This window comes from Protofrankia sp. Cr2 (assembly GCF_963555885.1).
Lineage (GTDB): Bacteria > Actinomycetota > Actinomycetes > Frankiales > Frankiaceae > Protofrankia.
Genome location: NZ_CAUVXG010000021.1, coordinates 12,052 through 37,772, shown reverse-complemented (window position 1 = coordinate 37,772; position 25,721 = coordinate 12,052). Strand labels below are relative to the sequence as shown.

Sequence of the window (25,721 nt, the reverse complement as noted above, 5' to 3'; positions counted from 1 at the left end):
GTCTACCATATGCCGGGCATCCAGGGAAAGCAGATCAATGCGACGGCCATGCTTTTTGTTCCCATCGGGTCACCACCGCCACACGGCTGGCCACTTGTCGTCTGGGGTCACGGAACCGTCGGACGGGCACCGGAGTGCGCGCCGAGCGTCCAGCTCCAGGAACACAACACATGGGTTGACGGGCCGAACGACACCCTGCTGGCAGCCGTCTTGAAGATGGGCGTCGCCGTCGTCGCTCCGGACTACGAAGGACTGGGTCCTGTGGCCGACGGTGTCAGGACAGGACACGGCTATTACCACCTTTCCAGCGCGGGGAACTCGATGATCTTCGCTGCCGTCGCCGCACAAAGAGATCTTGGTAACAAATTGTCCGGGCAATGGGCGGCGGCCGGATGGTCGGAAGGGGGTTTCGCATCTCTTGCCGCCGCTTATTATTCCAACGTGGCCACGAAAGCAGATCCCGATCTGGAGTATCGCGGCGCCATCGCCATCGCCCCGGTGCCAGATATTCGCGCCATGAACAGGGTCCTGTGGCGTGATATTGCAGATGCCTCTCAATCCGGCTATGGGCCGACGGGTCGTCAGATCGACCAGCTGGTCTTCGCCAATGCGGAGACCATTTACTTCACGAAGACCCAACGTTATGCGGGCTACCATGTTGACCCGGCCCAGATCTACGGTCCGAATATGTTGAAGTTCTACCAGCAGAACTGGCAGACATGCCTGGAGGACCTGAACGCCCTCATCCGGCATGACATCGAGAGCTACCTGAGCTCCGCTCCCTCCCATCGCCTGGACTCTTATCCAGGGATCCACGGCGAGACAGCCAACTCGCTTCCAGAGAACACCCGGTTTTTCGAGCAGAATCAGGGGAGGCTGGAGAACTCAACACTGCCGGGCCCGGTCCTCTGGCTGTACGGTACCGATGACATCACCAGCCCGAGCTCTGTCACCTACAACACCGTCAACAAGATGGTGGCCAACGGCAACGACATCAACCTGGCCGTCCTTGAGGGGGCGGGCCACTACGATGTATCCACCGTCGGCCTACCACTCATTCAGGCACGCCTGAGGCAGCTCTTCATGCTGAAGTGACGTCTGAGGTGCCCACCAAGTAGTCGGCGCCGGGCGACATCCGCACGCCCTGACGGGGGAAGCATCAGGGCGTGCGATGCGCGGTGTTGGGAGCGACCGGCTATATCGGCGGCCGGCTGGTACCGGAGCTGGTGGGCCGGGGGCATGCTGTACGGGCGGTGGCCCGCAGTCCGGGCACGCTGGCCGACGTGCCCTGGCGCGACCAGGTCGACGTGGTGGCAGCGGACGTCACCGACTCCGACAGGGTCGCCACCGCCCTCGCCGGACAGGACGTCGTTTACTACCTGGTGCACTCGCTGCACCAGCGCGACTTCGTCGCGCTGGACCGTGCCGCCGCCCGCACCGTGGCCACCTGTGCCCGCACAGCCGGGGTGCGGCGCATCGTCTATCTGGGCGGCATCAGCCCCACCGGCCAGCGGCTGTCCCCGCATCTGGCCTCCCGGGCGGAGGTCGGACGGATCCTGCTCGACTCGGGTGTGCCCACAGTCGTCCTGCAGGCAGCCATCATCATCGGCTCCGGATCAGCCAGTTTCGAGATGTTGCGCTACCTCAGCGAACGACTCCCGGTAATGGTCACCCCGCGGTGGGTGCACAACCACGTGCAGCCGATCGCGGTACGCGACGTGCTGCACTACCTCGCCCACGCCGGCGAACTTCTCCCCGACACAATGAACCGGGGTTTCGACATCGGCGGTCCCGACGTCCTCACCTACCTGGAGATGATGCGCCGCTACGCCACGGTCGCAGACCTGCCGCGGCGCCTGGTGCTCCCGGTACCGCTGCTCACCCCGTGGCTGTCCGCGCAGTGGGTCAATCTGGTCACCCCGGTGCCGCGCAGCATCGCCGTCCCGCTCATCGAGTCCCTCGTCCACGAGGTGGTCTGCCACGACCGCGACATCGCCGACCAGGTCCCGGACCCAGCTGGCGGGCTGACGGGCTACGAGCGGGCCGTCGACCTGGCGCTGAGCACGACCCACACGGCCGAGGTGCCCACCCGATGGTCGGGCGGCGCGACGCCACGCGCACCCTCGGACCCACTGCCCACCGACCCGAGCTGGTCGGGCGGGACGGTGTACGAGGACGTCCGCGAACGCGGCACCCGGGCCGATACGGGGGCGCTGTGGCAGGCCATCGAGGCTGTCGCCGGTACGCACGGCCGGTGGCGCGTGGAACACATCCAACGGCCCCACCTGCTACGGCTGCGCGCCGAGATGCCGGTGCCCGGCCGTGCCTGGCTCGAGATGTCCGCCACCCCCACCCCCGGCGGCTCGCTCTACCGCCAACGGGCGGTCTTCGAACCGCACGGACTGGCCGGCCACCTTTACTGGAAGGCCGTCGCGCCCTTCCAGAACCTTGTCTTCGGCGGGATGGCCCGCACCATCACAGCCGCGGCGGAACACCAACGAGGCCCTGGAACTGTTCTTCGAGGACGGCGACGCCTCCGGCGCCGGCACCGATGCGACGACCCCTTCGTACGGGGTACAGAACCGGGTCGCGCGGACGGCCCCGGCCACCGCGCCAGACCTGAGCGACCACACTCCCGCTGGTAACCGGCGGACGACCAGCCGACCGCTCCCGTTTGACCAGGGCCACCTCGTCATGGTCACCATGCTCGACCGCGAGAAACGCCCCGGCATCCAACACGAGCATCAGGCGGCACCGAGGCCAAGTGGACCCGAGACGCTCGCGTCCGGCCCACCCGAGCCGGCCTGGCGGACCCCGGTCCCGTCCAGCTCCCCTCCTTGATCCACACCCCTGTTGCTGAGGGCTCTCATGGGTAAGATGCGTCTTATAATTATAATATGTACTCGTCTCCGACGATAGGGTACATCTTGTACCAAGATGGGTATTGACGACGAACCGTCCGTCGTGTGAAGCTGGGCTGACGGACCGACCCCGCTGTAACAATCTCCGATAGACCCCGTGTAAGAGGCCTACCAGAGGCCATCGGACGAGCGGCGGTCCCGCTGGAATGCCGTGCCACGAAGGCATTCGTTAATCGCGCGCCCGGCCACGGCGGTGAGGAGAACTGTGCCACGTAGCAGAGAATCTTCGGTGGGGGTAGTTCGCCGGTTAGCGATACTTATGACCGCCGTCGCGATCAGTACGGTAGCGTGTAGTTCGACAGCCGGCTCCACAAGCCCAAAGCCAACGGCCAACGCCTGGAAAACAGTATGGCGTGACGACTTCAACGGTGCCCCCAACAGTCGGACAGCCCCGGAGAACTGGATCTATGACATCGGCCGGAACTATCCGGGGGCAAACCCGACCTGGGGTTCCGCGGACGAGATCGACACGACCACCGACAGCACGGAGAACGTCTACCAGGACGGTTCCGGTCACCTGGTGATAAAGCCGATCAGGGACGGTGCGGGTAACTGGACGTCAGGCCGTATCGAGTCCCGGCGAACCGACTTTCAAGCGCCTGCCGGCGGAAAGCTCAGAATTGAAGCATCGTTGCAGCTTCCGCCCGTCAGCGGTTCGGCGGCCACAGGCTACTGGCCGTCATTCTGGATGTTGGGTGCGCCATTCCTCGGTGACTTCATGAACTGGCCCGGGGTAGGAGAGATCGACATCGTGGAGAACCGGTTTGGAGCGGATCAGGTCTGGGGCACGCTGCACTGCGGTACGAACCCGGGTGGGCCTTGTAACGAACCCATCGGCTTCAGTGGCAACAAGGCCGGCTGCCCCGGTAACCCATGCCAGTCCGGCTTCCACAAGTATACGGTCGAGTCAGACCGTAGCGTCTCCCCCGAGCAGCTGCGTTGGTACGTGGACGGACTCCAGTACTACACAGTCGACGCCGACCGGGTCGGGCAGACGGCTTGGTCCAAGGCGACGGATCACGGCTTCGTCCTCATTCTCAACGTTGCCATTGGTGGACCCTGGGCCGGTAAGCCCACCCCCGCAACGGCATCAGGGGTGCCGATGGTGATTGATTATGTCGCGGTGTACAGCTTCGGTGGATCCGACGTTTCCTAGCTCGCCGGAGAGTGCGCGAGCCAGGGCTCGCTACCCCAGCCGGGACACGATGCCGAAGCCCCGAAGTCGGTCATCTGCATGGGATCGACGATACGACGAGATTCGGACCCTACAGTGGCGGCAGACGTTATACTGATCACAGCACAAACCCTACTGCTGGTATATTTTTCGTTCTTCGGCTGGTACAACTATCTGTATTTATTCGCCGGCCTCAGGAAACAGAAACTGACCCGCATCGCGATTTCCCATGAGAACAGGGTCGCCGTCGTCATCGCGTCGTTCAACGAGAAAGGCGTTATCGCCGACACGATCGCGGCATGCTTGAAGATGACCTACCACAACAAGACAATCATCGTGGCGGACGACTCGAACGACCCGGAGACCATCTCGATTCTCCAGGACATCGCCGGCAAGAATGGCTGCATGGAGCCGCTCGACCCACGTTTCGCCGACCCTAACGTAACCGTGCTGGAGTCTCCGTCGTTCGTCCTTTTTCACCGGATCAAGAACGTGGGGTACAAGGCCGGCAATCTCAGCTCCCTGGAGAGGTACCTGACGAGCCGCGGATACGGCTACATGTACCTTCTCGACGCCGACTGGCACCCACAGGAAGACGCGGTTGAAAGGTGTCTCGAGGTCATCGACGCCGCGCCGGACATCGCGTTCGTGCAGACCAAGCGGCTCTACTACTATGGGAAGGGTGATCATTTTCAGCGGTGCCTCGCCCTGAGCGAGGAAGGCTGCTACCTGGTGGACCTGCCGGGCCGGCAGCAACTTGGCGAAACGATTTTGTTCAGCGGGTGCTGTGCGCTCTTCAAGCTCTCGCACCTTTCTGCGGTGGGTGGCTTCCAACCGGGGCATCTCACCGAGGACCTCGATCTCACTAACCGGTTCTACCTCGCCGGCTACCGGGGAGTATACCTCGGAGACGTGGCGAACGTCGGCGAGGTGGCACCCAGCTACCGGGCCTTCCGGAAACAGCAGGAGAGATGGACGATCGGGACGGCAAGAACGCTGCGGGAATATTTCTGGCCCATCATCCGGTCGCGGTTGATCAGCAGGAGGGTGAAGCTGTCCCTGCTCCGTCAGAACGGCTACTTCACAGTCGCCGTCGCCATGGAAATGGCCCTCGTACTGTTCTCTGTCGGCGCCGTTCTGCACACTCTGAATCCTCAGGCCGGCTCGAAAATTCTCGGGGCTGTGGTAACCGCCACGACGCCGGTCTCGGTGCTGGCCTTCGCCAGTGGCTTCTTTCCGCTGGCTGTCGTGGCAATCAAGCGACGAGCCTGGCTCAGCCTGCTCTACATACCTATGACCTGCTGGATCGTCCTGTCCGTAATCCATACCTACTTCATCGGGAACATCAAAGGATTCCGGGGTGGCAACCACTCCTGGTTCCTCACGCCGAAGACGACCCGGACCGGCAACGCCGTGAAGCTTGCCAGCACCCCCGGCGTGACGATCCTGAACTTCGCCACGCTATTCCCGGTGACCCTCAGCTTTGCCGCCACCTACCCGACGAACAACCCTCTGCTCTTCGCCGTCTGGTCTCTCTACGCACTGCTGTGGATTCCGTCTCTCACCCTCGCATGCTGGGCCAGCTAACCCCATCGTCGCAGGCTCCGGGTATCTCCCCCTGGCGGTACCGAAAGCACATCCACAGTAACGAACCGGTTCGGCCGAGGAGACCCGGCCCCGATGAATGCTGAGTCCATAATGGTGACAGGAAAAGTCGGCGGAAACAGGAGCCGAATATTAAAATTCTGTGCCCTGATGACGGTGTTGGTCGCCGGGTGCGCACCCCTCTACAGCGGCTGGATCGCCAGCCGGTACGAGGAGTGGCGGCACAACCGGCTGTCCTATACTCGCGACCACGGCCACTGGGACGTGGTCGCCGACAGCCACTCGCGGACCGTCCACGCGGCCCTACTGCGAACCGGAAAGATCATCCTGATGGCCGGGTCCGGCAACAGCCAGGACAACTTCGATGCAAAACAGTTCGAAACCCTGCTCTGGGACCCGACGGAGAACAGTTTCACCAAAATCTATACGCCCTGGGACGTCTTCTGCGCCGGTCACTCATTCCTACCGAACGGAAACCTGCTGATCGCCGGCGGCACAAAAAAGTATCTAATTCTACCCGAGAAATCTCCCGACAGAAAAAGACGCGAATTTCAGGGACTACAGGATTCCTACATATTCAACCCGGATACCAATTCGTACGAGAAGACCGGATCCATGGAACACGCCAGGTGGTATCCAACACTGATCACGCTCGCCAACGGCACTGTGGCGGCGACATCCGGCCTCAACGAGAACGGCGACATCGACCCTGGGAACACCGAGTTCTTCAACCAGGACACTCGCACCTGGACAGACCAGCCGGTGCTCCACAAGGAATTTCCGACCTACCCGTCGCTGCTGCTCACCGCCGACGGTCGACTGTTCTTCTCGGGCGCCAACCAGGCGTTTGGACCGAAATCATCCGAAGCCCGACAGTCCGGCCTCTGGAATATGACGACCAACGCCTTCCAGCCGGTCACCGGCCTGCCGGAGCCGCAGATGAACGAAACAGCGGGGACGGTCCTGCTGGCCCCGGCGCAGGACCAGAAGGTCATGTTCCTAGGCGGCGGCGGTCTCAACGACTCGCCGGTGAGCACCAACCGGACCGCCATCGTCGACCTGAACGATCAGCAACCGGTGTGGAAACGCGGCCCGGACCTGGAACAAGCCAAGCGGTATCCGGGCGCGGTCGTCCTTCCCGACGACACTCTCCTGGTGTCCGGCGGCTCAGCACGATACCGGGATGGAAACATCCGTACCGCCGAGATCTACCATCCGACGACCAACACATTCACACCCGCCGCCCCGCCACACGTCGGCCGTGACTACCACTCCAGCTACCTGCTCCTCCCGGACGGCCGGGTCGCGGTATTCGGCTCAGACCCGGTCTACAACTCCTTCGACACACGGGTGGAAGTCTATTCACCCGCCTACCTCTATCGCGGCGAACGCCCCGTCATCCGCTCTGCACCGCAAGCTGTCGTATCCGGCTCGATCGTCACGTTGTCGGTCTCGCAATCCATCTCCAAGGTCCGCCTCATCCGACCGGGGGCCTACACACACGTCACCGATACCGAGCAACGGTCGGTGGCGCTGCCTATCATCAGGCAGACGGATGGCATGGTCGAGGTGAGCGTTCCGCAGAATCCCAACCTGCTCCCACCGGACTGGTACATGCTGTTCGTCGACAACGGCGCCGACGTCCCGTCGGTGGCCAGCTGGGTTCACGTCACCTGACGCCCCGGGTGACCCACTGGCCGCCGGCCGCACTGCGATGACCGGCTACGGCGGCGAGACGGCCATGACACCACCGCGGCCACGGCGTCCTCGGCAGGCCCCCCACAGATTCTCGCTGACGCGTCGTGCGTCCTTCGCGCCGATGGGTTGACTCGGACAATAGATAAATGTTTACATCAATGGCGTCAAGGGAGGATCGGCCCTCTGGCCGGCTACTTCCCACCGGATCACCAGATGCGCTGCGCGGGGAAGAACAAACACGCACGGACCGCCTGCGTCAAGCGCTCCGGTCCATCGTGCACGGGATGGCCCCCGGCGCCGACATCCTCTATGTGGCGGCGACACGCTGCCAGAGCACCGACCTGATCGACGCCGTGCAGCGGATGGTCGACGGCCGGCTGGCCGACGTCGTCAGCGGCTCTTTCAGCTTCCTCGCCGACAACGAACCCCCCGGCGACCTGGCCGCCGCCCACACGACCTTCGTGCAGGCGGCGCCTGGCAACCGGCCGCGCCCGGGACGTTCGACAGCGGCGGTGGCGGCGGCGTCAGCAGACAGTTCCCCCAGCCCGGCTATCAGGTCGGCGTCGTGCCGCACGCGATCTCCGGCTACCTGGGCGAGCCGTGCCGGACGTGGCGGCGCTGGCCGACCCCTACACCGGCTACCTGGTCGGCCAGACCCAGCGCTTCTCCGACGGAACCGCCCGGTACGTGGAGTTCCGGATCGGCGGCACGGGCCTGGCCACCCCGCTGTTCGCCGGCCTCGCCCGCGGCCAGAGCCCATAGGGGCCAGAGCCGGTAGCGCGGGGGCCGGACGGGGCCGGTTCAGCCTGCCCGCGGCCGGTTCAGCCGGCAAGCAGCCGGCGCAACCACAGCAGCCGCGCCGTCTTCGCCGCCTGCGAGACCGCGGCATGCGGCGCCAGCACGTCGAACCCGTGGAAACCGCCAGGCCACACATGCAGCTCGGCAACACCACCGGCCTGCCAGATACGTGTCGCGTAAGCCACGTCCTCGTCCCGGAAGGTCTCCGCCGAACCGACGTCGACGAACGCCGGCGGCAGCCCCGAAAGGTCATCGGCCCGCGCCGGCGCCGCGTACGGGGAGACGTCGGGACCGCCGCGATCGGCGCCCAGCAGCGCCGACCAGCCCGTCGCGTTGGCGCTCTGGTCCCACACGCCCCGCCCCGCCATCTGCCGGGCGGAGGGGGTGTCGTTGCGGTCATCGAGCATCGGGCACAGCAACATCTGCCCGGCCGGAGTCGGGCCGCCACGGTCCCGGGTGAGCAGCGCCAACGCCGCGGCCAGCCCACCACCCGCGCTGCTACCCGCGATCACGATCCGAGCCGGGTCTACGCCCAGTTCGGCGGCGTGAACGGCCGTCCACAGCAGCCCGGCGTAACAGTCCTCCACCGGCGCCGGGTGGGGATGCTCGGGAGCGAGACGGTACTCCACGGAGATCGCCACCAGGCCCAGCTCCTGCGCCCAGTCCAGCACTTCCTGGACGCCCATCCGGTTGTTACCGAGAATCATGCCGCCGCCGTGCATGTAGTACATCGCCGCGTACGGCGCGCTGGCCGCCACGGGTCGGCACACCAGCAGCGACACGTCGGGCGCCCCGGGCGGACCGGGTACCGCCACGTCCTGGACGTCGAACGCACCCCCACGCGTCAGCTCCTCGTCCGCCATGGCCATCGCGCCCATGGCCTCGCGAAACCCCGGAATCATCTCCGGGGTCACCGACGACGGCAGGAAAGCGCCGATGGTCTCCAGCGCCGCCGCCAGCTCGGCGTCGAACGGAGGCGGCGAACCGACGGGAATACCCTGCGATGCGGATTGCGGTGCCACGATGGTCATGGATCCTCCCGATTACCAAGCACGCTGCTGTGCGGCAACAAGAAACATCTTCTCCACGGACGATCCAGATGAAAAGGTGCCGACCGGTCAACTTCTGACCGAGCGCACCGGCCACAGCCGAGGTGCTGGTGCGGCAGATGCCGGTGTGGCAGGTTACGGTACGGCAGGTTACGGTACGGCGGCAGGCGTCACAGTTCGTGCAACCCGTCGCGCTCCGGTGGTGGGGTCTCGTGCGTGAGATGCTGACGGCAATGCTCGAATGGTGGGAGTCGGAAACCCCGTTCGCCCTGGCGACCGTCGTTGCCACCAGCGCCTCGGCGCCCCGGCGCCCCGGCGCCGCGATGACCGTCAACATCGCGGGTGAGGCACTCGGCAGCGTCTCGGGCGGCTGTGTCGAAGGGGCGGTGTACGACACGGCGCGACGGGTGCTCGCCAGCGGTGAACCGGCCCTGGAGACCTTCGGCTTCAGCGACGACGATGCGTTCGCGGTCGGCCTGACCTGCGGCGGCACGATCAGCGTCTTCGTACAGCGCATCGACCGCACGACCGCGCCCGACCTCCCCGCCATCGCCGCGGCGGTAGCGGACGCGGAACCGGTCGCGATGGCGACCGTCGTCTCCGGAGGAGCGCCGGTGGGGGCGCGACGCGTGGTGTGGCTGGACCGGGTGGCTGGCACGCTCGGCGCCCCAGGACTCGACGTAGCAGTCACCCAGGATGCTCGGGGCATGCTGTCCCAGGGCCAGTCCGGTCAGCGCCGGTACGGGCCGGCAGGGCAGCGGCGCCGCGACGCCGTCACGGTATTCATCCAGTCCTTCGCACCGCCCCCGCGGATGCTGGTCTTCGGCGCGATCGACTTCGCCCACGCAGCTACCCGGATCGGTGTCTTCCTCGGCTACCACGTCACCGTCTGCGATGCCCGCAGCGTGTTCGCCACCCGCCGGCGGTTCCCTGAGGCACATGAGGTGGTGGTCGAGTGGCCGCACCGCTACCTCACCCGTACCACGGTGGACCCGTCGACGGTGATCTGCATACTCACCCACGACCCGAAGTTCGACGTGCCGCTGTTGAAGGTGGCGCTGCGCACATCGGCCGGGTACATCGGGGCGATGGGTAGCCGGCGCACCCACGCGGATCGGCTGGCCCGGCTGCGGGAAGCCGGCGTGACCGATGATGAGCTCGCCCGCATCCGCGCGCCGATCGGCCTCGACCTCGGGGCGCGCACGCCGGAGGAAACCGCTGTATCGATCGCCGCCGAGATCATCCAGAACCGCTGGCGGGGCAGCGGCCGGCCGCTGTCGACGACAGCGGGTCCCATTCATCTGTAAGAGCGCCCGGCAAGAGGGGACGCGACGTCCGGGCGCGCGATCTGACGCACTGCGCCCTCAACACGGGGCACCCTGACCCGCCGCGAGCGGCTCGCGAATGCCCACCCAGAGACTGTCACGAGCCCTCGTGAGGGCGACGTACATCTGCCGCCGCTCCAGTTGGGCACGCTCGCGATAGGCGTCGGTGGACTCGGACGCATGCTGCGGTCGGGGAAAACGGTTGCGATCCGGGATGCAGACGTGGGCGAAGTCAAGGCCCTTGGCCCGGTGGTACGTACCGACTTTGACCGCCTCGCAGGTGGTTCCGTCGTACTCCTTGAGGGAAACAGTATGCCGATGGGTAGTTGTTTGACTATGTTTACAAGCAATTGCATCCCATGTCGATAGTAAGAGCGCGGTTGCCGACGGGGCCGTGGACGCTCCGCTGACCTGCCCCGAGGCAGGACCACCCGGGCTGGAGTCCGCAGGATTCAGCCCGGATGTACACGTGAAATCTGATTGCTGCGATCACGGATCCGAGGCCGGCCGGGCATCGGCACGTTCGAGAGGAAAGCCCATGACGTCCCGACCGCCGCTGGCCGAACGGCTGGACCTGGCCCCGCACCCCGAGGGCGGGTGGTTCCGCCAGACATGGCGCTCGGCGGTGATGTTACGGCCGGCCAGCAACCACAGGCGCACGTCCCCGGTGGGGTATGGCAGGCCGCCACGCTCGCCGGCCAGACACCGGTGTTGGTCAGCTGCGTCGTGGCACCCGGCTTCGAATTCGCCGACTTCCGTCTCGCCGGCAATTACCGCACCGGTCCGGCCGGTGATCTGGAGCCGGCCGACTCCCCCGACGGACGCTGGCTGACCTCGATACCCAGCAGCCCACCCAGATGCAGGCACAGATAGTGGGCAAGCTGGTCGAATCGTTCGGCGACAAAAGGCAATCCTTTGTCTGTCGGCCGCAGTGTGCCCGCCACGATGCTGTCCCGCACGGTCACCCAGTGAGATCCCATATCGTCAAATTTCTCGACTCCGGAGCGTGCGTGATCGAGATACCGGAGGAATTCGCCGAGAATATATTCCTGCGTGGCGTCCGCCACCGATCTATTCTCGATCAGAAGCTGGCAGCGGAATCGTATCTCCGCCCACGACAGATGGTAAACACCGACTTTCTTGGTTTTCCACCCGTCGATCGCAATGGGATGCCGTTCGTCCGCCGCCGTGATCAGATTGGAGATCGTGAGCACGGCGTCGAACCGTTGTTCCCGCGCAATGTCGAGGTACGCCTCGACCTGCTCCGAGCGGAGTTCACCCGCACCCGTCTTCACCTCGACCAGCGCCGTCCACGATCGCTGCCCCCGGGTCACTCTGATCAGGCCGTCCGGCACGTAGGGGTCGTCGCCCCGGTTGAACGGCACCTCGATGAACGTCTCGACCTGGCCGGCCGGCGCCCCGAAGCGGGTGGTCAAAGCACGACCGAACTCGCGCACCGAACCCACGACGGCCAGCAACGCCGACGTCGCGCGCCGTTCCTGCTCCGCCGCGTCGGGGCCACTCAACACCCATAGAGCCAAACCGGGGTCTCTGCGAAGGTAGGCCCTTCCGGGAGGGGTTCCCCATGCCCGCAACCGAGGATCCCGGAGGTCGCCTTCTCCCGGCGCCTCTCTCACGCTCAACGGCCGGTCCCCGTCCGCATACCTCCTACTTGTTCTGATACGAATGCCAATTCGCCGGCACGGCGATCGTGCGGCGGACGGATTGAGGAGTACGCGTGACATACCTGCGGCGGCGTGCGGGCTCGAAGGTCGGGGCATCCGCCTTCCCCGATGAACATCCTCGCCGACGAATGATCATCGCGACCGTCGGCGGGCTCATCGGCCTCGTCATCGTGGGCGCCTGTTCGAACCGCCTCGGTGGCGGTTCCGGTGGCGGTTCCGGCAATGGCGCCGTCCACATAGCCGCACTGTGGGAAAGTGGCATCCGCGCGGTGGAGCGGCCACGCGCCGCCGACGACTCGGTCGTCTTCCACGCCCTGACCGAATCGGGCACCTTCCAGATGGTCAGTCTCGATCCGCGGTCGGGCAGGACCCGGTGGACCGCGCCGGCGAGCCCTTCGACCGTGCCACCCGGAGTGGGGCTTTCCGCCAAACTGCTCCGTCGCGGAAAAGTCGTCGTCTGGATGGAGCCCGGCGAGCCGATATCAGCCGACGACGTGTCGACGGGAGGTGTGTCCGTCGTCGCCGCGGAGGCGAAGTCCGGCAACCGCCTGTGGACCTACGGCGAAGGCCGTCTCCGGTTACCGTCCGCGCCGGTGATCTGTGGAGAGAGCGACATCTGCGTGCCGGCCAGCAACGGCTCGGGTCCTGTCGTGCTGAACGGGCGGTCCGGTGCGCCGCGGTCCCCAAGCGCGCGGGCCGCGCACGACCCTGGTTCCGACAGCGAGATCCGACGGCTGCTGTATCGGGCCGTGACCGCGGCTGTGCCGACACCGGGACCCGATCACGTGTCCGGACACGAAGCAGAAGCAACGCCGAGCCCACGATACTTTCGCTCCATCGGCTCCAACCTGTACGACAACGGGCGTGAACTGACCGCATACACCGATGATGGTGTCGAGCGCTGGACCAAGCCGTACTCCGCCCTTTTCGAGGGTCTGGACGTGAGCCCCGGCTTCGGGTGGAAGGTCGACCTACGGAACGATCTCTACGTCCTCTCGTTGGCCTATGTTCCGTCGCGCGAGCAGCAGGCCGTATACGAGGCTGGTGCTCCGCTGTCACGCGACGCGTCCAGAATCTGGGCTACCGCGGCCTTCAGCGCGCAGGCCGGTGACACGCGGTGGGTGCACCCGACAGCCACGACGCACTGCGGCAGCCTCGTCGTCGATCTCGACCATCCGGTCCAATGCATATACACCGGGACCGTCCGGTACGACTCCCGGGAGCCCTCCGCGGCGGATGTGCACGTCACGCTTGAGGGCTTCGACCCCGAAGACGGCAGGACAACCTGGCAGTGGCGCGCCGGAGTCGTTCCGGGGCTCGTCGTCGGTGACAAGAATGGAGACACAGCCGATGTGCTCCGGATCGACGACACGCGCTATGTCATCCGGACACCTGAGCGGACCGTATTGCTCGATCTTGATGCCGGCCCGCTGGACAAGCCGCCGCCGGCCTCCGGATGGTGTTCCTCGACCAGCCCCGTAGAGGCGAGCTTCCGCGTCGTCGGAAAGAAAGACAAAGGCGCGTACCGGGACCGCCTGTGGTACCCGTGCGTAGAAGGCCGAGCGGTCGATGTCCCCAGCACAACGCCGAGGTTCGCCGGTGCTTTGATCGACAACGTGTACATCTGGCGGGACGGCGATGGCCGGGTCCGCGGAGGCCGTGTCGGCTAAGTGGTCCCGCCCGTAAGTCCTTCGGAGGTTGACACCTGGGCGCACGGTGTGGGTCGGTCAGATGTCGGGAGTGGATAGGTACAGCTCGCAGGCGCAGTCCAGGGCTTCTTCGGGGGTGCCGGTGAAGGTGCCGACGGGCAGGACGGCGTCTTCGTAGCCGTCTTTGCTGGCGAGGTAGAGGCCGAATCCCCAGTCGGCGGCGGATCCCAGGTAGCGCAGCCGCATCAGGGGGACGTCCTCGCCGTCGGCGAGCCGGCGTCAACCGCGTGCCGCACGTGGTCCCACACCTCGGGAAGGCGCTGCCACTCGTCCACGAGCACCGGCCCGGGCAGGCGGGTCAGGATGGACGGGTCGGCTGTCACGATCTCACGCTGGCCGGGAAGGCTGAGATCGATGACCGACGCGGCGCGTTGCATCGCGGTCTTGCCGACCCCTTTCGGCCCATGGATCGACAAGGCACGAAGGTACGGCTGAAGCTCGTCCAGTGTGTCGTCGAGGATGCGGCGCCGATAGTCGATCACAGGGCTACTCTACCAATTGCAGAGTTTTTAGTCTGCCGATCGCACTTAGATTAGTCTTCCAATCGCAGATCGTGCACATACAGCAGGTCGATGCCCGACTCAATCGCCAGGCCCGGTTTCAGCGTTTGCTCTAGCGCCTCCCGCGTACACCCTCACTCCCAGTGACCCACCGAGGAGCATCATGATCTTGCCTCGCGGCCGGCGGGCACGCCCATTCGGGGTGCTCATGACCCGAAGGTAGGCCGTCTTGGACGGCGAGTCCGGCCAGCCACGAAAAACGCCCCCCACAGGGGCGCCGCAGCCGTCCTACCAGCCACAACGCCCCCGAAGGGAGCGGTTCGCGCAATGCCTACATTGGTGGACCTCCTTGCCAAATACTCCAACACCTCTGGCATGCTCCGCGACCTTCGGACGCTCTGCACCGTTTGCACCACCTGGCCGCCGCCAATGCGAGGGCTGCGAGCACCGGTGAACTGATCGACTGGTGTGCACAAGATCGATCACGGCCACGCTTGGCGGCCGGCCGCCTATCGTTAAACGGTGAATGATCTGACGGCAGCGCTGCCGCAGAACGATGAGTCCGGCCAGGCCCCCGATACGGCCGGCAACGAGGCACGGCCGATGGCCGAGCGTGAACCGTACCGGCACGACCAGGACATCGTTAGCGAGCTGGCCGCGTTGGCCGATGCGGCCTGCGAACCGCCTGGAGCCCGCCATGAGGTCCAGCGTCGGATCGCCGGGCTGGCGCCAACCGCGGAACCGACCGCGAGCGCGGCGGCGGTACGGACGCTGTCAGAAGCGTTCGGCTACCGCATACAGCTCGATCGTGGGAAGGCCAGATCTCCAGGCGCCGAGCTGGAGCCGCTGAACCAGCCGCCTGGCTTCTCTTGGCCGCTAGCGATCCGCGGAGCCAGCGATGACGTGCGTCAGCTCTGGGTATCGCTTTCCACAGAGGTCACGCATCCCATTGCCCGCGCGCTGTTCTTCGATCTCCGGTTCACGGCGGGCCGTCTGGGTAACGGCCGAGACAACGCCGCAAAGGCCGTGCAAGCGCATCTGGAGCTGGCCGGTAGCAGCCTCCACCAGTTTGATCAGTCGGCCGGCCTTGTGCGGGCGTGGACACTGACCAAGAAGGTCGGGCTCACCGTTCTCGAAGTCGACGTCACCGAGGCCATGAAGCGCTTGGTCGCGAACGAACTCGCCACGGCTGACGGCGATACACCGGGAGTTGTCCTTCCGCTGCTGACGGTGCTCGCCCAGCCGCCGGCGCTCTCGACGGTTCGCGATCCTGATGTAGACCGCTTGCTTGACCTCGCGTTCGCCCGGTACCGGTCACGGTCCTATCTGGCTTCCCAAGTCGCAGATCTGATTCGTCTATATACTACTGACGATCAGCGCAAGGATGCCGCCAACCGGGCCGAGACAGAGGCTTACCTATCGGCAGCCGAACGGACTTCTGAGAATCTGCCGCGAATGGGCCTTCTCCAGCAAGCGGCTACGGTGGCACGACGGCTCGGTGTGAAGGACCTGGAAGATCGAGCAATAGCGACGATGCAGGCCATCCGGCCCGAAGATCTGGAATGGATCAAACAACCGTTCTCCGTCGATCTCCCACCGGACTACGTTGAGCAGCGGCTCCGGATGTTCGACGAAGCGCCGGACTGGCGCTACGCGCTTGGTACGTGGCTGGAGACCGACCCGCCAACCGGCCGCTTCTCCAATAATGAGCGGGCCGCGCGGGAACGGCTGACCGACTCCGTGATCCGGAGAGTGATGCCCACCGTTGTGTTTGGCACGCACGGCCTACCACAGAGCACCATAGCCGCAGATGACGACTCGCAGCTTGGCCGTGAGATCGTCCACGGCGAGGAGATCTGCGCGATGGTAGATGGCGGGATGCTTGCAACCGCCTTGGAGCGGATCTCGGCTACCTACAGCACGCCAAGCCAGTCCGAGCTTGAGATCTTCTTTTCCGGTCAGTTCGGTTGCGATCCGCGGCTCGGAAAGTCGCTCGCGACCGCCTTGCGGCTGTTCTGGATGGGCGAAATCGATGCCAGCGTTCACTTGGCGATGCCGAAGATCGAGGCTGCCGCTCGCGGCCTCTTGCTTCTAATCGACGAACCGCTATACAACGTCGAGAAGGGAAAGATGCCCGGCAAGTTCCCGCCGTTGGAGTTCCTGTTGCGAACGCTGGAGGCTCAAGCTCTTGACCCCGACTGGGCGCGCTTCCTTGGCACCTTCCTACTCTCGCGCGGGCGGAACTACCGTAACTTCGTGGCTCACGGCTTCATCCATGAGGTGTCACGAACGGATGCCGCACTTACCTTGCGGACGCTTGGGCTGCTGGCCCTGATAACCCCGAACAACGCATCTGCGCAGGACGTGGCCGCCGTGCGGCAGACGCTCGTGCAGCCGGTGCGACGGCACCCCCGATCGTGGCGGCGCCGAGTGGGCGATGCGATTCGGGCGACCGTGTGGGAATACCGGAAGGAGCCCCGGTAGCGAGAAGGCATTAGGCCGCCTTCTGGAGCCACTCCGCTACCGTCCGGATCACGAATGCCTGCCACTCCTGGCTCTGCGGCTGGAGATACTGCGGGTCATCGTGGACGGCGAAGCCGTGCTGCGAGCCTTCGACCTCCACCAGCCGGGTCTCGGCCGTGAACTTGGTCAGGGCAGCCCGCGTGGACTCGATGGGCACCAGCGTGTCCTTCGTGCCGTGGACGATCAGCGTGGGCGCGACGATCTCCCCGATAGCCTCGTCCGGCCGCAGCCAGAAGACCTCGTTCAGCATCGGGCGGCCGTGCTTGAGCGTCGGCGTGAAGGTGATCGCCCCCTGCTCGTTCAGTCTCCGGGCGGCCTCGTCGTCGATGCGGTCGTCATGCCAGTAAGGCCGGCTGTCGATCGTCCGCCACTTGTAGTTGAACTGCGGGTTGAGGAGCACCAGCCGGGACACGTCGTCCGGCCGCTTCGCCGCGTAGTAGCCACAGATGCCGCCGCCGAAGCTCGCACCGAGCAAGGTCACGTGGCCGACGCCGGTCGCCTCCCGGACGGCGGCCACGGCAACCCGGATGTCGTTGAGGATGGCCGACAGCGTCAGCTCTTCCTGTCGACCCTCACTCTCGCCGTGGCCCCGCAGGTCGAAGCGCAGCGACGCCACGCCGGCCTCGGTGAGCCCGGCGGCCAGGCGGGTGAAGAAGCCGCCCTCCTCCCGCGTGACACCGCCACCGTGGACCAGCACCGCAGCGCGCTCGGCAACTCCTTCCGGCGTCACCAGCGTGGCCGCCAAGTGCAACCCGTCCAACGTGCGGAGCGAGGTTACAGTCTGGTGCACGGGCATGGCACTCCTTCTGGCATCGCGGTCGTCGGCACGGGCCATCCTCTGGTGAATGGTCGACCTTGGCCAGACCCACAGCGCGGCGTCTACGGCCGTGGCAGATCGCCAGGCGGAAGATCCCAGTCCAGCGCCTGCAGGCCATCGGCGACCCGTTGCAGCAAGGGCAGGTCGTCGAAGACCTCCAGCGGCGCTGTCGTGCCGGAGGATGCTCGCCGGCGAGGTAGTGCGGCGTCAGGTGAACAGGCGGCCGGGAGCGTCGGCAAGTCAAGGCTGCACCACACCACCTTGCCGCCGGTGTGCGGACGGTAGAAGGCCCAACGGTCACTCAGGGCCGACACCAGCAGAAGGCCGCGTCCGCCTTCGGCGTCGAGCGCCGGATCTTGGCGGATGGGCACGGAAGCGTCGGCGTCCCAGACTTCGATGATCAGATCGGCGTCCGTGCGCATCACGCGGGTGGCGATGACCGCCGCCCGGCCAGCCGAGACGCGACAAGCGTTCGTCACCAACTCGGACGCGAGAAGGGTCGCTGTATCGACCAGGTCGGCCAGGTCCCACGCCTGCAAGATCGCCTCGATATGTCGCCGCGCGAGGCCGGGGGAAGCGTGATCCGCTTCGAACTGCCGCACCACCTGCCCATGTACGGCAGCGGCATCCCGATGGCCTGCTGCGATCACGTCGTTCACGTGGGTGAACTGACCGAGCCGACGTCTACGGCTTCCACTGCCAGTACTCGGCCACATGCCTTGCTGATCTCCATCTCTATGGCCTGACGAACCGGCTGAGAGGTTGACAGGTGATCGAGATCGGCGACCAGCACCGCTCGCCCGTCGGCGCGTTGGAGCTGGGCAAGCAGCTCGGTCAGGCCGGGGCGCATGATGCGGGCCGCGGGCATGTGCCGGTCCACGTACACGTCGGCCAGGGCCAGACCCTCGGCTACAGCGTGGGCTACGAGGAGGTCGTGGAAGCGGTCTTCTTCGACTTCATCGTCATCTTCCAGTCGGACGTAGCCGAACACGGTGGCGGACATAGGTCCCCTCCATCCCGTCGAGGTGGCGACGCTCCGGATCGAGGAGTTGACTCAACCCGACCCGGAGCGCCTACCGCAACGGTGCCTCCGAATGGAAAACAGGGCTATGCACCCGAGGTATGGGCAGTACGCGGCCCACGTTTGCGCACGGTTCGGCAGCAGAGGGACAGGAAGCGAACGCTCAACGACCGCCGAGCGTCCCCAACCCTGCCCAGTCCTCCAGCCCAGCCGTGATCAAGGATTTGACCTTGGCCTGCCCCTCGACAAGCACAACGTCGGTGAAGCACGCGCACTGCGTCAGCGGGCGACTTTCTGTCACGCACACCACGATGCCCGTCACCTGGAGCCCTCGGGCGGTAGCGATCAAGTTCTCACCGACCGCCGGCAGTGGCAGCCGCTTCACCAGCTCTGCCGCGAACTGCCGCTCGACGGAGGACCGATTGAGCAGCCTAAGCGTCCGGTCGGTGACCTCAACCAGCCCTTCGCGGAGCCGGTCTTGCGCCTCCAGAATGGTCCGCGCCAGCTTGGCAAGTGCACTGCACCGGCGTCCTGACCAGCCACGAGTAAGCCGCTGCCACGTCTGGTCACTCACGTACTCGGTCGCCCGCCTGACGACGACTTCCTGAAGATCGGGATTGGCGATCAACCCTGTGTACGACTCGGAGGCCGACCGCATCCGCAGCTCCTCACGGCTCGGAGGCTGCGGTGCTGAACGGCGTGGCGCTGATGACGCGGTTCTTGGACGAGGCGCTGCTGGTGTGCGTGCCGTGCTACGGCGCGGACGAGTCTGAACTAATGACCACGACGGGTGATGCCTACAGCGCAGACCGGCCTCCTTGACCGGATTTCTACAACTCGTGCCGCGCTGGGTAGTCCCTCCACACCTAAACTGGACCATGCACTGAGCGTCCGATCTGATGCGCTACGCAAGCAATAGCCAAGTTGGCCATCCGTTGACGAAGCGAGCTAGTGCACCGCATCCTCGGATTCGGCCCGTATGCGCTGTTGACCAGAAGTCATCTACGGAACTCACCCAGGTAGCGGGACATACGCAACTCGTTACGCCAGCATCGCTTCTCGGAACTCCCGCGGCCCCGGACGGGAGCGCCAGGGCATCAAAGTCCGGGCCACGTCCGACAGGATGGCCGTCGTGCGCTCCGAACTGGTTGCCCGCGCGATCTGTAAGGCATCGATACCAACTGCGGCAGCGTCGTCTGGGTGGCCGCTGAGGGCCAGCGCTACCGCCCGACGTGCCCCGAACAGCCCGGTGTCGCGGCGGGACAGGATGTTCCCCTGCCAGGATGTCCGCGAAGATCCTGGCAGCCCGGTCGGGGACGCCGGCCTCGGTGTAGACGGCGGCGGCACGCAGTTGCAGCGTGGCGGTGGAGATGTGCAGACCGGTGGCATTGGTCTCCGGCGTGGTTTCGGTGAACGCCACGCGGGCGGCGTCCAGCTTGCGCTCGATCACAGGTAGCGGTGCGCCGTGCGCCGCCAGGGCCAGCGCTTCCTGCTGTAACAGCTCGGCCTGGATAGTTCGGCGGTCCGCCTGTCCCGTGATGAACCCGGAAGGTCAAACCACAGCAGCTCAGCCGGGATGCCGAAGATCTGGCTGTAGCGGATCAGCTTGCTGAGTTCCTCCGGCGCGCGGCCGTTCTCGATGCGGCTGAGCTGGGCTTGGGTCAGGCCAAGCCAGGTGCCGACCAGTTCCTGGGGCAGCGTCTGCCGGTGGTGCGGGTGGTGACGGTAGGAGAAGATCACCCGGCCCATGTGCCAGGTGGCCAGGGCATCGCGCATCTGGTCGAGCGTCCAGAACTCCGGCGGCACGGCTGGTGGCCGGGCGTGCGCGTCCACGCTGGCGCTCTGGCACGGGCTGCACATGGCCAGCGGGTTGTCGGCGGCGAGCCGGTGGCCGCAGCGTGAGCAGTGCCGGGGCTGGTGCGCGGTCGTCATGGCCGGACCGTCTCCCCACGTCTGCGCCAAGGTCAGCACCACGACGCTAACACCGCCGGTAGCAGGGTCTATGCGTCCTGCGTATGCCGGCCACCGTCCGGCGGCGTGGTCGCCGTGCCGCGTGGGGCTGACGCTGAGGTCGTTCCCACTCCACCAACCCGCAGTCAACAGGAATGCCACAGCCGGATACGCCGCGCCATCCTCAACCGAGGTGACAACGAGTTCGACCTGTTCACCCGGCCGCTGGTCACGAGCGCCTGCGGCGGCTGCAAGGCCACGGCCTGCCAGGGCGGCTGCCCCGCCGAGGAAATCGTCATGGGCGGCTCGTCCTGCGCCGCTGATCCGGACATCGTGCCGGTGTGCCGGCTGTGGAAGTCCAGCGCCAAGCCCGAAGACTGAGGAGAAGATCCAGATGGAGCACATCGAGCCGCTGCACGCGCTGGACTGGAACGACATCGACGCCGTGGAGCACGCCACCCGCAAGGCACTTACCCAGCTGGCCGACGACCCGGACCTCGTACGGGAAACCCTGCTCGGCCAAGACTTCGGGCTGCCAGGCGTCGTGTGGGATCATGCTCTGCATGGTTGACGACGGGGTCAAGGACAGCTATGCGGGCGAGTGGTGGTTGGCCGGTAATGATCGCCGGGTCGGTGGCGAACTGACGATCGGGCCAGCCATCCTGCTCCGTACGGTTCGGACACTCCAGTCGGCGACGGACGACGATGATTCCAGCTACGCCACGGTTCTCGGCGAGAGACTCTCCGAACTAGTACGGGACGCCGGCATCCCCTTCCTCGCTTATTGCGGCCCCGACCCTTCGACATGGATCGGGAAGGTGAAGGACTATCGTAACGTAGTCGCTCACGCTGACGACGTAAACGACGAGGACCAGGCAGTCGTCGTGCGGCTGACACAAACACTTCAAGTACTGCTGCGGATGACGCTGCTTCGCGAGCTAGGGTTTACAGAAAATCAACGCGGAAAGATGACCACTCGTGTGCCGCACTGGAAGCATCTTCGAGAGGTTCTTCCCCACGAGGTCAAAGACCTGTTCGTTCCTTCGGGCTCACCAAGTCCTGACGTACCGGTGCAGCAGTCCACCTCCGGATCTTCATAACATCGCGCAGTTCATTCAGGGGCGGCAGCGGCTCATGGTGGGCTCGCTCGCAGCGCAACCCGCCACTCGCGGTAGCCAAGGCCAGGGCGTCAGCCATCCGGAAGCCGTGCAGCAGGCCGTAGATCAACCCACCAGAGAAGGCCGCACCCGCACAGTGGGTGTGCCGAACGTCCACCTGGAAGGCCGGCCCGGTCACAAGGTCATCCGTACTGACAGCCACCGCACCGAACGCCCCGGCGGTGACCACCACCCACGAGGCCCCCGTCTGATCGACCAGCGAACCGGCAACGGCCGGTGCGGCTTCGTGTTCGGCATCATCGACGTTGGTCTGGATGATCAGGCCGGGGTAGCCGCGGACGGCGGAGGCCACGGCCGGCGACAGGGCCGATCCGCCAAGGTTGACCAACATTGGGATGCCCACCTGTCTCACGGCCTCAATCGCGCGGATGGCCGGCGCTTCAATCAGCTGGTAGCAGTCGATGTAGACGAAGGAAGCCCTGGCCAGTGGCGCAAGGTCGACCGCAGTCAGGGCTTCGGTGACGCTGGGCAGGTACGGAAACCAGGTGCGCGTTCCCCGGTCATCGGCCACGATCACGATCTGTGGGGTGGCCGTGCGCGGCACGACTTCAGCGGTAGCCAGCACCCGGTGCTGACCTAACCACGCTTGGACCTGCGCACCTTGGACGTCATCGCCGATGTCGTTGCTGATCACGAGCGCCGGGACGTCGAGTGCGGCCAGGACGGCGGCGACCATCGGGCCATCGGCCGCGATGGAGGCTTCGGCCCGCTGGACCTCCGCCCCGTGGTTGGCCTGCGGGAAGCGCTCGACGTTCCACAGCGACGCAGCAGCCAGGTAGCTGAAGCAGACCACCGGGCCGGCATGATCTCCAGGCATGGCTACCAGCCGTAGATCGAGAACGGGCGGTCGGCGGCGATGTGTTCGAGGGCGGTGCGGCAGTAGGCAATCAGGTGGCCGGGTAGCGCGTCGAGCGGGTACCAGGCCAGCTCGCTGCACTTCTCCGGCTCGCGGTTCTCCGGCTCGCCGTCCCACTCACGGACCATGAAGAAAAAAGCCGCCCGGCCGCCACTGGATGCGTTGTGCATGACGTGGGCGAACTCGACGGCTTCCGGCTTGATCGTGATGCCGATTTCTTCCTTGGCTTCGCGGATGAGGGCCGTGACCACAGACTCGCCGGCTTCGAGGTGGCCGGAGGGCGGGTGGTAGGCGCCGTCTTCGTAGCCGGTTTTCTGGCGGCGACCGAAGAGGACTTGGTTGTCGGCCAGGAGGATGAGGTGGACGTCGGTGGTTAGTTGGTGGCGGTGGGAGGTGGCCATATGCTGACACTATCGAGTCAAGCCGATCCAGAATATGCGCGTCGCGTATGGACAACACAACTGACGGTCGCTCGATGGAGGATCTGTGTTTCCGTGCGACGGTTGCGCACGAGCCAACTTGGCTTAGCCCGCCAAGAGCGAAGAATAGAGGGGCGGGTTCATGTCGGCCCCGACGACGTTCACCGCTTTCAGCAGACCAGCGCCGTGCCGCAGCATGGTGTAAACGGATCGCCAATGCTCGGCCAGAACGGCAAGCATGTCCCCGAAGCGCCGGTTGTCGGAGTCGTCAGCGGCAAGGTCTTCCGCCAGGTCATCGTCACGCAGCCCTGACTCGCCCAGAATCCAGCTTTGAGCAAGGGCCAGGCGCAGCGGATCGTCCAGCACAACCCACAGACGGTGCCCCGGCTCTCTACCGAACAGGTCACGAATCCAACGGGTGACCGTAGCTGCGCCCCCAGACCCTTCGTCAAGGATCATTCATCGACCAGCTCGACGCCACCGCAGGCGACCTCAAAATGGAACTCAAGCCCGGTGGCCCTGCTCAACTTCGCAAGCGTGTCGAAGGAAGGGTGCGGGGACTCGAACCCCTCACCCACGCTCTGACCTGCGCCTATATATCCGGATCGGACCGCCGGTCAACCATCTACAGAGCGGCGCGAACCCGCACTTTGTATCGTTTCCCCAGGTCAGACGGTTCGTTACAGCGAGTAGTGGACCTAACGTGTCAGCAGCCCTGATCGGGCCTCCCGTCAGCAGGCGGTGGACGGCACTTGGCTGGCGCAGCCACAGCCCTTGCCGTCGTCGCTGTTCGCACGGTAGTCCGCGATGGCGCCGGTACGGTCAAGGTGCACCTGGCAGCACGACGTCAGGCGATCCTTGAGGTCACGTCGCGCGCGTTGCACCCGGGACTTCATCCCGGAAACGGAGATCCCGATCTGCTCGGCTGCCTGCTGGTGGGTCTGGCCGTCAAGGTCGACCCGGGTCAACGCGTCCCGGCCGGCCGGGGGCAGTTCCGCGAGCAGCGGCTGCAGGCAGCGGGCGAGGTCGCGGGTGGCCTGGTTGGGTTCGTTGTCGGTGGGGCCGGGGTCAGGCCAGTCCGCGATCTGCGCGGCCGGGGCGTGCGTCCGGCGAGTTCGGTAGTGGTCGATGACGGCGTTGCGGGCAGAACGGTACAGCCAGGCGGCTGGGTTGTCGACGCGTTCCAACGCGCCCGACGCGATGCCCCGGACGAGCACATCCTGGGTGATGTCAGCCGCCTGCTCAGGGTCTCCGACACGCGCGGTGACGAAGGCGCGGATCCGGGCGAGGGTCTCGTCCCAGCGGATGTCCTGACCGTCAGGCCGGGTTCCGACGGCATTGCCAGTCGTCATGTTGTCCATGTTTTCCTCCCTACCAGTTCGTCCATTAAGACGAACGTGGCACCGACGGGACGCACGCCGCGCCGTTCCGGCCCGGGGTCGCGGCGCCGACCCGGCGCCTGGCCGTCAGGCGCGTGGCCGTCAGGCGCGTGGCTCCGGATGCGTCCCAGCCGCCCTTCCGTCGTCTCCATGGCCGACCCCCGCAACAGCGGGGCTGACCACAGGAGCCCACCAATGCAATCCACCACACCCGCCACCACACCCGCGGTACGACCTCAGCCGGCGCCGACGGCGACCAGCCGGGTGCAACTCGCCCTCAACGTGGCCGACATCGACGCCGCGACCCGCTTCTACCGCGACCTGTTCGGCGTCGAGCCCGCCAAGCAGCGCCCCGGGTACGCCAACTTCGAGGTCGTCGACCCGCCGCTGAAGCTGGTGCTGTTCGAGAACCCGGGCGCCGCCTCGCCACTGAACCACCTCGGGGTCGAGGTGGCGACGCCCGAGGACGTCGTGGCCGCCGCGGGACGGTTCGCCCGGACCGGCCTGCCGCACAGCATCGCCCAGGCAGACCGCTGCTGTCACGCCGTCCAGGACAAGGTGTGGGTCGACGCGCCCGACGTCCCGCTCGGAGGCTGGGAGTTCTACACCGTTCTGGCCGACGACCCGGGCCAGAACGGCGCCGGCAGGGGGCCGGCCAGCGTGTGCTGCACTCCCGGCACCGGCACCGACACCGCCGCCACTCCCTGCTGCGTCGCCACCCAGGGGTCCTGACATGTCTGACCACACCGTGGTCGTCGAGCGGGTCAGCGTCACCTTCGGGGCGACCCTGGCACTCGACGAGGTCGGCCTGCGCGTGGCGCCGGGCGGCACGCTCGCCGTGCTCGGGCACAACGGAGCCGGCAAGACCACGCTGGTACGGGTGCTGACCACGGCGATCGTGCCGCGCCGCGGCCAGGTCCGCGTCGCCGGGATCGACGCGCTGGCCCGACCAGCCGAGATCGTCGGCCGACTCACCGGAGCCATGCAGGTAGGCGACCTGGCGGTCACCTCGCCGAGCCTGGACGACGTCTTCTTCCACCTCGCCAGCACCGCTGGCCTCGCCCGGTCGGGAGCCCCGGAATGACCGCCCCTGCCAGCACTGCCCATATCACCT

The 25,721-nt window shown here is 65.9% G+C and carries 30 protein-coding genes and 2 pseudogenes; 16 read left to right on the top strand and 16 right to left on the bottom strand.

Features of this window, described 5'->3' with window-relative positions; all coding sequences use genetic code 11:
- The 5 genes from U9978_RS12075 to U9978_RS12055 form a co-directional block, all read left to right on the top strand.
- Positions 1-1,095 (top strand): lipase family protein (locus U9978_RS12075; RefSeq protein ID WP_322761193.1); only part of this gene is annotated, 1,095 nt, incomplete at its 5' end.
- Positions 1,096-1,166: 71 nt separating this feature from the next.
- On the top strand, positions 1,167-2,645 hold the full coding sequence (locus U9978_RS12070) for a DUF2867 domain-containing protein (protein WP_322761192.1): 1,479 nt from the start codon (positions 1,167-1,169) through the stop codon (positions 2,643-2,645).
- A gap of 535 nt (positions 2,646-3,180) precedes the next feature.
- Positions 3,181-4,077 (top strand): glycoside hydrolase family 16 protein, encoded by an 897-nt coding sequence (locus U9978_RS12065; RefSeq protein ID WP_322761191.1) that lies wholly within the window; start codon positions 3,181-3,183, stop codon positions 4,075-4,077.
- Between the two features lie 114 nt (positions 4,078-4,191).
- Positions 4,192-5,682, top strand: coding sequence for a glycosyltransferase family 2 protein (locus U9978_RS12060; RefSeq protein ID WP_322761190.1), 1,491 nt, complete (start codon positions 4,192-4,194; stop codon positions 5,680-5,682).
- 168 nt (positions 5,683-5,850) lie between these two features.
- Complete coding sequence (locus tag U9978_RS12055; RefSeq protein WP_322761189.1) at positions 5,851-7,377, top strand: galactose oxidase-like domain-containing protein; 1,527 nt, start codon at positions 5,851-5,853, stop codon at positions 7,375-7,377.
- A 328-nt stretch (positions 7,378-7,705) separates the two neighbouring features.
- Here the strand turns inward: U9978_RS12055 and U9978_RS12050 are convergent, their stop codons facing one another.
- A complete protein-coding gene (locus U9978_RS12050; protein WP_322761188.1) occupies positions 7,706-7,972 on the bottom strand; it encodes a hypothetical protein in 267 nt (88 codons plus the stop codon).
- A gap of 35 nt (positions 7,973-8,007) precedes the next feature.
- Here U9978_RS12050 and U9978_RS12045 point away from each other — a divergent pair, with 35 nt between their 5' ends.
- Positions 8,008-8,160: a hypothetical protein gene (locus U9978_RS12045; protein ID WP_322761187.1), complete on the top strand. Its 153-nt coding sequence runs from the start codon at positions 8,008-8,010 to the stop codon at positions 8,158-8,160.
- A 59-nt stretch (positions 8,161-8,219) separates the two neighbouring features.
- Here the strand turns inward: U9978_RS12045 and U9978_RS12040 are convergent, their stop codons facing one another.
- The gene (locus U9978_RS12040) at positions 8,220-9,227 is read right to left on the bottom strand and encodes an alpha/beta hydrolase (RefSeq protein ID WP_322761186.1); all 1,008 of its coding nucleotides are present in this window, start codon (positions 9,225-9,227) and stop codon (positions 8,220-8,222) included.
- Between the two features lie 230 nt (positions 9,228-9,457).
- On the opposite strand from U9978_RS12040, the gene U9978_RS12035 reads away from it, so the two are divergent.
- Positions 9,458-10,552: an XdhC family protein gene (locus U9978_RS12035; protein WP_416210942.1), complete on the top strand. Its 1,095-nt coding sequence runs from the start codon at positions 9,458-9,460 to the stop codon at positions 10,550-10,552.
- Positions 10,553-10,609: 57 nt separating this feature from the next.
- On the opposite strand, the gene U9978_RS12030 is transcribed toward U9978_RS12035, so the two are convergent.
- Positions 10,610-10,921: a 3'-5' exonuclease gene (locus U9978_RS12030; RefSeq protein ID WP_322761223.1), complete on the bottom strand. Its 312-nt coding sequence runs from the start codon at positions 10,919-10,921 to the stop codon at positions 10,610-10,612.
- A 187-nt stretch (positions 10,922-11,108) separates the two neighbouring features.
- Here U9978_RS12030 and U9978_RS24045 point away from each other — a divergent pair.
- Positions 11,109-11,174: pseudogene (locus U9978_RS24045) on the top strand (cupin domain-containing protein); the annotation flags it as partial.
- Positions 11,174-11,332 (top strand): annotated as a pseudogene (locus U9978_RS24040) (cupin domain-containing protein); the annotation flags it as partial. The pseudogenes U9978_RS24045 and U9978_RS24040, both read left to right, overlap by 1 nt.
- A gap of 8 nt (positions 11,333-11,340) precedes the next feature.
- On the opposite strand, the gene U9978_RS12020 reads toward U9978_RS24040, so the two are convergent.
- On the bottom strand, positions 11,341-12,099 hold the full coding sequence (locus U9978_RS12020) for a hypothetical protein (protein ID WP_322761185.1): 759 nt from the start codon (positions 12,097-12,099) through the stop codon (positions 11,341-11,343).
- Positions 12,100-12,308: 209 nt separating this feature from the next.
- Between U9978_RS12020 and U9978_RS12015 the strand changes: the two genes are divergently transcribed.
- Positions 12,309-13,925 (top strand): PQQ-binding-like beta-propeller repeat protein, encoded by a 1,617-nt coding sequence (locus U9978_RS12015; RefSeq protein WP_322761184.1) that lies wholly within the window; start codon positions 12,309-12,311, stop codon positions 13,923-13,925.
- Between the two features lie 57 nt (positions 13,926-13,982).
- Here U9978_RS12015 and U9978_RS12010 read toward each other — a convergent pair whose 3' ends face one another.
- Both U9978_RS12010 and U9978_RS12005 read right to left on the bottom strand, forming a co-directional pair.
- Positions 13,983-14,150, bottom strand: coding sequence for a hypothetical protein (locus U9978_RS12010; RefSeq protein WP_322761183.1), 168 nt, complete (start codon positions 14,148-14,150; stop codon positions 13,983-13,985).
- Positions 14,150-14,446 carry a hypothetical protein gene (locus U9978_RS12005; protein WP_322761182.1) on the bottom strand — a complete coding sequence of 99 codons (297 nt, stop codon included), beginning with the start codon at positions 14,444-14,446 and terminating at the stop codon, positions 14,150-14,152. The genes U9978_RS12010 and U9978_RS12005 overlap by 1 nt, the downstream gene beginning before the upstream one ends.
- A gap of 921 nt (positions 14,447-15,367) precedes the next feature.
- Between U9978_RS12005 and U9978_RS12000 the strand changes: the two genes are divergently transcribed.
- On the top strand, positions 15,368-16,948 hold the full coding sequence (locus U9978_RS12000; protein WP_322761181.1) for a hypothetical protein: 1,581 nt from the start codon (positions 15,368-15,370) through the stop codon (positions 16,946-16,948).
- Between the two features lie 10 nt (positions 16,949-16,958).
- On the opposite strand, the gene U9978_RS11995 is transcribed toward U9978_RS12000, so the two are convergent.
- From U9978_RS11995 to U9978_RS11975, 5 genes are all read right to left on the bottom strand, one after another.
- Positions 16,959-17,783, bottom strand: coding sequence for an alpha/beta hydrolase (locus tag U9978_RS11995; protein WP_322761180.1), 825 nt, complete (start codon positions 17,781-17,783; stop codon positions 16,959-16,961).
- 83 nt (positions 17,784-17,866) lie between these two features.
- Positions 17,867-18,454, bottom strand: coding sequence for an ATP-binding protein (locus tag U9978_RS11990; protein ID WP_322761179.1), 588 nt, complete (start codon positions 18,452-18,454; stop codon positions 17,867-17,869).
- A 5-nt stretch (positions 18,455-18,459) separates the two neighbouring features.
- Entirely contained in the window at positions 18,460-18,807 is a 348-nt protein-coding gene (locus U9978_RS11985; RefSeq protein WP_322761178.1) for a recombinase family protein, read from the bottom strand.
- 181 nt (positions 18,808-18,988) lie between these two features.
- Positions 18,989-19,483 carry a hypothetical protein gene (locus U9978_RS11980; RefSeq protein ID WP_322761177.1) on the bottom strand — a complete coding sequence of 165 codons (495 nt, stop codon included), beginning with the start codon at positions 19,481-19,483 and terminating at the stop codon, positions 18,989-18,991.
- Between the two features lie 788 nt (positions 19,484-20,271).
- Entirely contained in the window at positions 20,272-20,799 is a 528-nt protein-coding gene (locus U9978_RS11975) for a helix-turn-helix transcriptional regulator (RefSeq protein ID WP_322761176.1), read from the bottom strand.
- Between the two features lie 72 nt (positions 20,800-20,871).
- Here U9978_RS11975 and U9978_RS11970 point away from each other — a divergent pair, with 72 nt between their 5' ends.
- Genes U9978_RS11970 through U9978_RS11960 form a run of 3 tightly spaced genes read left to right on the top strand, consistent with a single transcriptional unit; the run spans position 20,872 to position 21,875 of the window.
- Positions 20,872-21,156, top strand: coding sequence for a hypothetical protein (locus tag U9978_RS11970; protein ID WP_322761175.1), 285 nt, complete (start codon positions 20,872-20,874; stop codon positions 21,154-21,156).
- A 13-nt stretch (positions 21,157-21,169) separates the two neighbouring features.
- Entirely contained in the window at positions 21,170-21,346 is a 177-nt protein-coding gene (locus tag U9978_RS11965; RefSeq protein WP_322761174.1) for a hypothetical protein, read from the top strand.
- Positions 21,339-21,875 carry a HEPN domain-containing protein gene (locus U9978_RS11960; RefSeq protein WP_322761173.1) on the top strand — a complete coding sequence of 179 codons (537 nt, stop codon included), beginning with the start codon at positions 21,339-21,341 and terminating at the stop codon, positions 21,873-21,875. Before U9978_RS11965 ends, U9978_RS11960 begins: the two co-directional genes overlap by 8 nt.
- Here U9978_RS11960 and U9978_RS11955 read toward each other — a convergent pair.
- From U9978_RS11955 to U9978_RS11935, 5 genes are all read right to left on the bottom strand, one after another.
- On the bottom strand, positions 21,799-22,770 hold the full coding sequence (locus U9978_RS11955; RefSeq protein ID WP_322761172.1) for a carbohydrate kinase family protein: 972 nt from the start codon (positions 22,768-22,770) through the stop codon (positions 21,799-21,801). The two genes, U9978_RS11960 and U9978_RS11955, sit on opposite strands and share 77 nt — an antisense overlap.
- 2 nt (positions 22,771-22,772) lie before the next feature.
- The gene (locus tag U9978_RS11950; RefSeq protein ID WP_322761171.1) at positions 22,773-23,210 is read right to left on the bottom strand and encodes an NUDIX hydrolase; all 438 of its coding nucleotides are present in this window, start codon (positions 23,208-23,210) and stop codon (positions 22,773-22,775) included.
- 123 nt (positions 23,211-23,333) lie between these two features.
- Positions 23,334-23,687 (bottom strand): hypothetical protein, encoded by a 354-nt coding sequence (locus U9978_RS11945; protein WP_322761170.1) that lies wholly within the window; start codon positions 23,685-23,687, stop codon positions 23,334-23,336.
- A complete protein-coding gene (locus U9978_RS11940) occupies positions 23,684-23,806 on the bottom strand; it encodes a hypothetical protein (protein ID WP_322761169.1) in 123 nt (40 codons plus the stop codon). The genes U9978_RS11945 and U9978_RS11940 overlap by 4 nt, the downstream gene beginning before the upstream one ends.
- A 153-nt stretch (positions 23,807-23,959) precedes the next feature.
- A complete protein-coding gene (locus U9978_RS11935; protein WP_322761168.1) occupies positions 23,960-24,589 on the bottom strand; it encodes a sigma-70 family RNA polymerase sigma factor in 630 nt (209 codons plus the stop codon).
- Positions 24,590-24,802: 213 nt separating this feature from the next.
- On the opposite strand from U9978_RS11935, the gene U9978_RS11930 reads away from it, so the two are divergent.
- Both U9978_RS11930 and U9978_RS11925 read left to right on the top strand, forming a co-directional pair.
- Positions 24,803-25,339 carry an ArsI/CadI family heavy metal resistance metalloenzyme gene (locus U9978_RS11930; protein WP_322761167.1) on the top strand — a complete coding sequence of 179 codons (537 nt, stop codon included), beginning with the start codon at positions 24,803-24,805 and terminating at the stop codon, positions 25,337-25,339.
- 1 nt (position 25,340) lies between these two features.
- Positions 25,341-25,691: an ATP-binding cassette domain-containing protein gene (locus U9978_RS11925; protein WP_322761166.1), complete on the top strand. Its 351-nt coding sequence runs from the start codon at positions 25,341-25,343 to the stop codon at positions 25,689-25,691.
- Positions 25,692-25,721 lie beyond the last annotated feature (30 nt).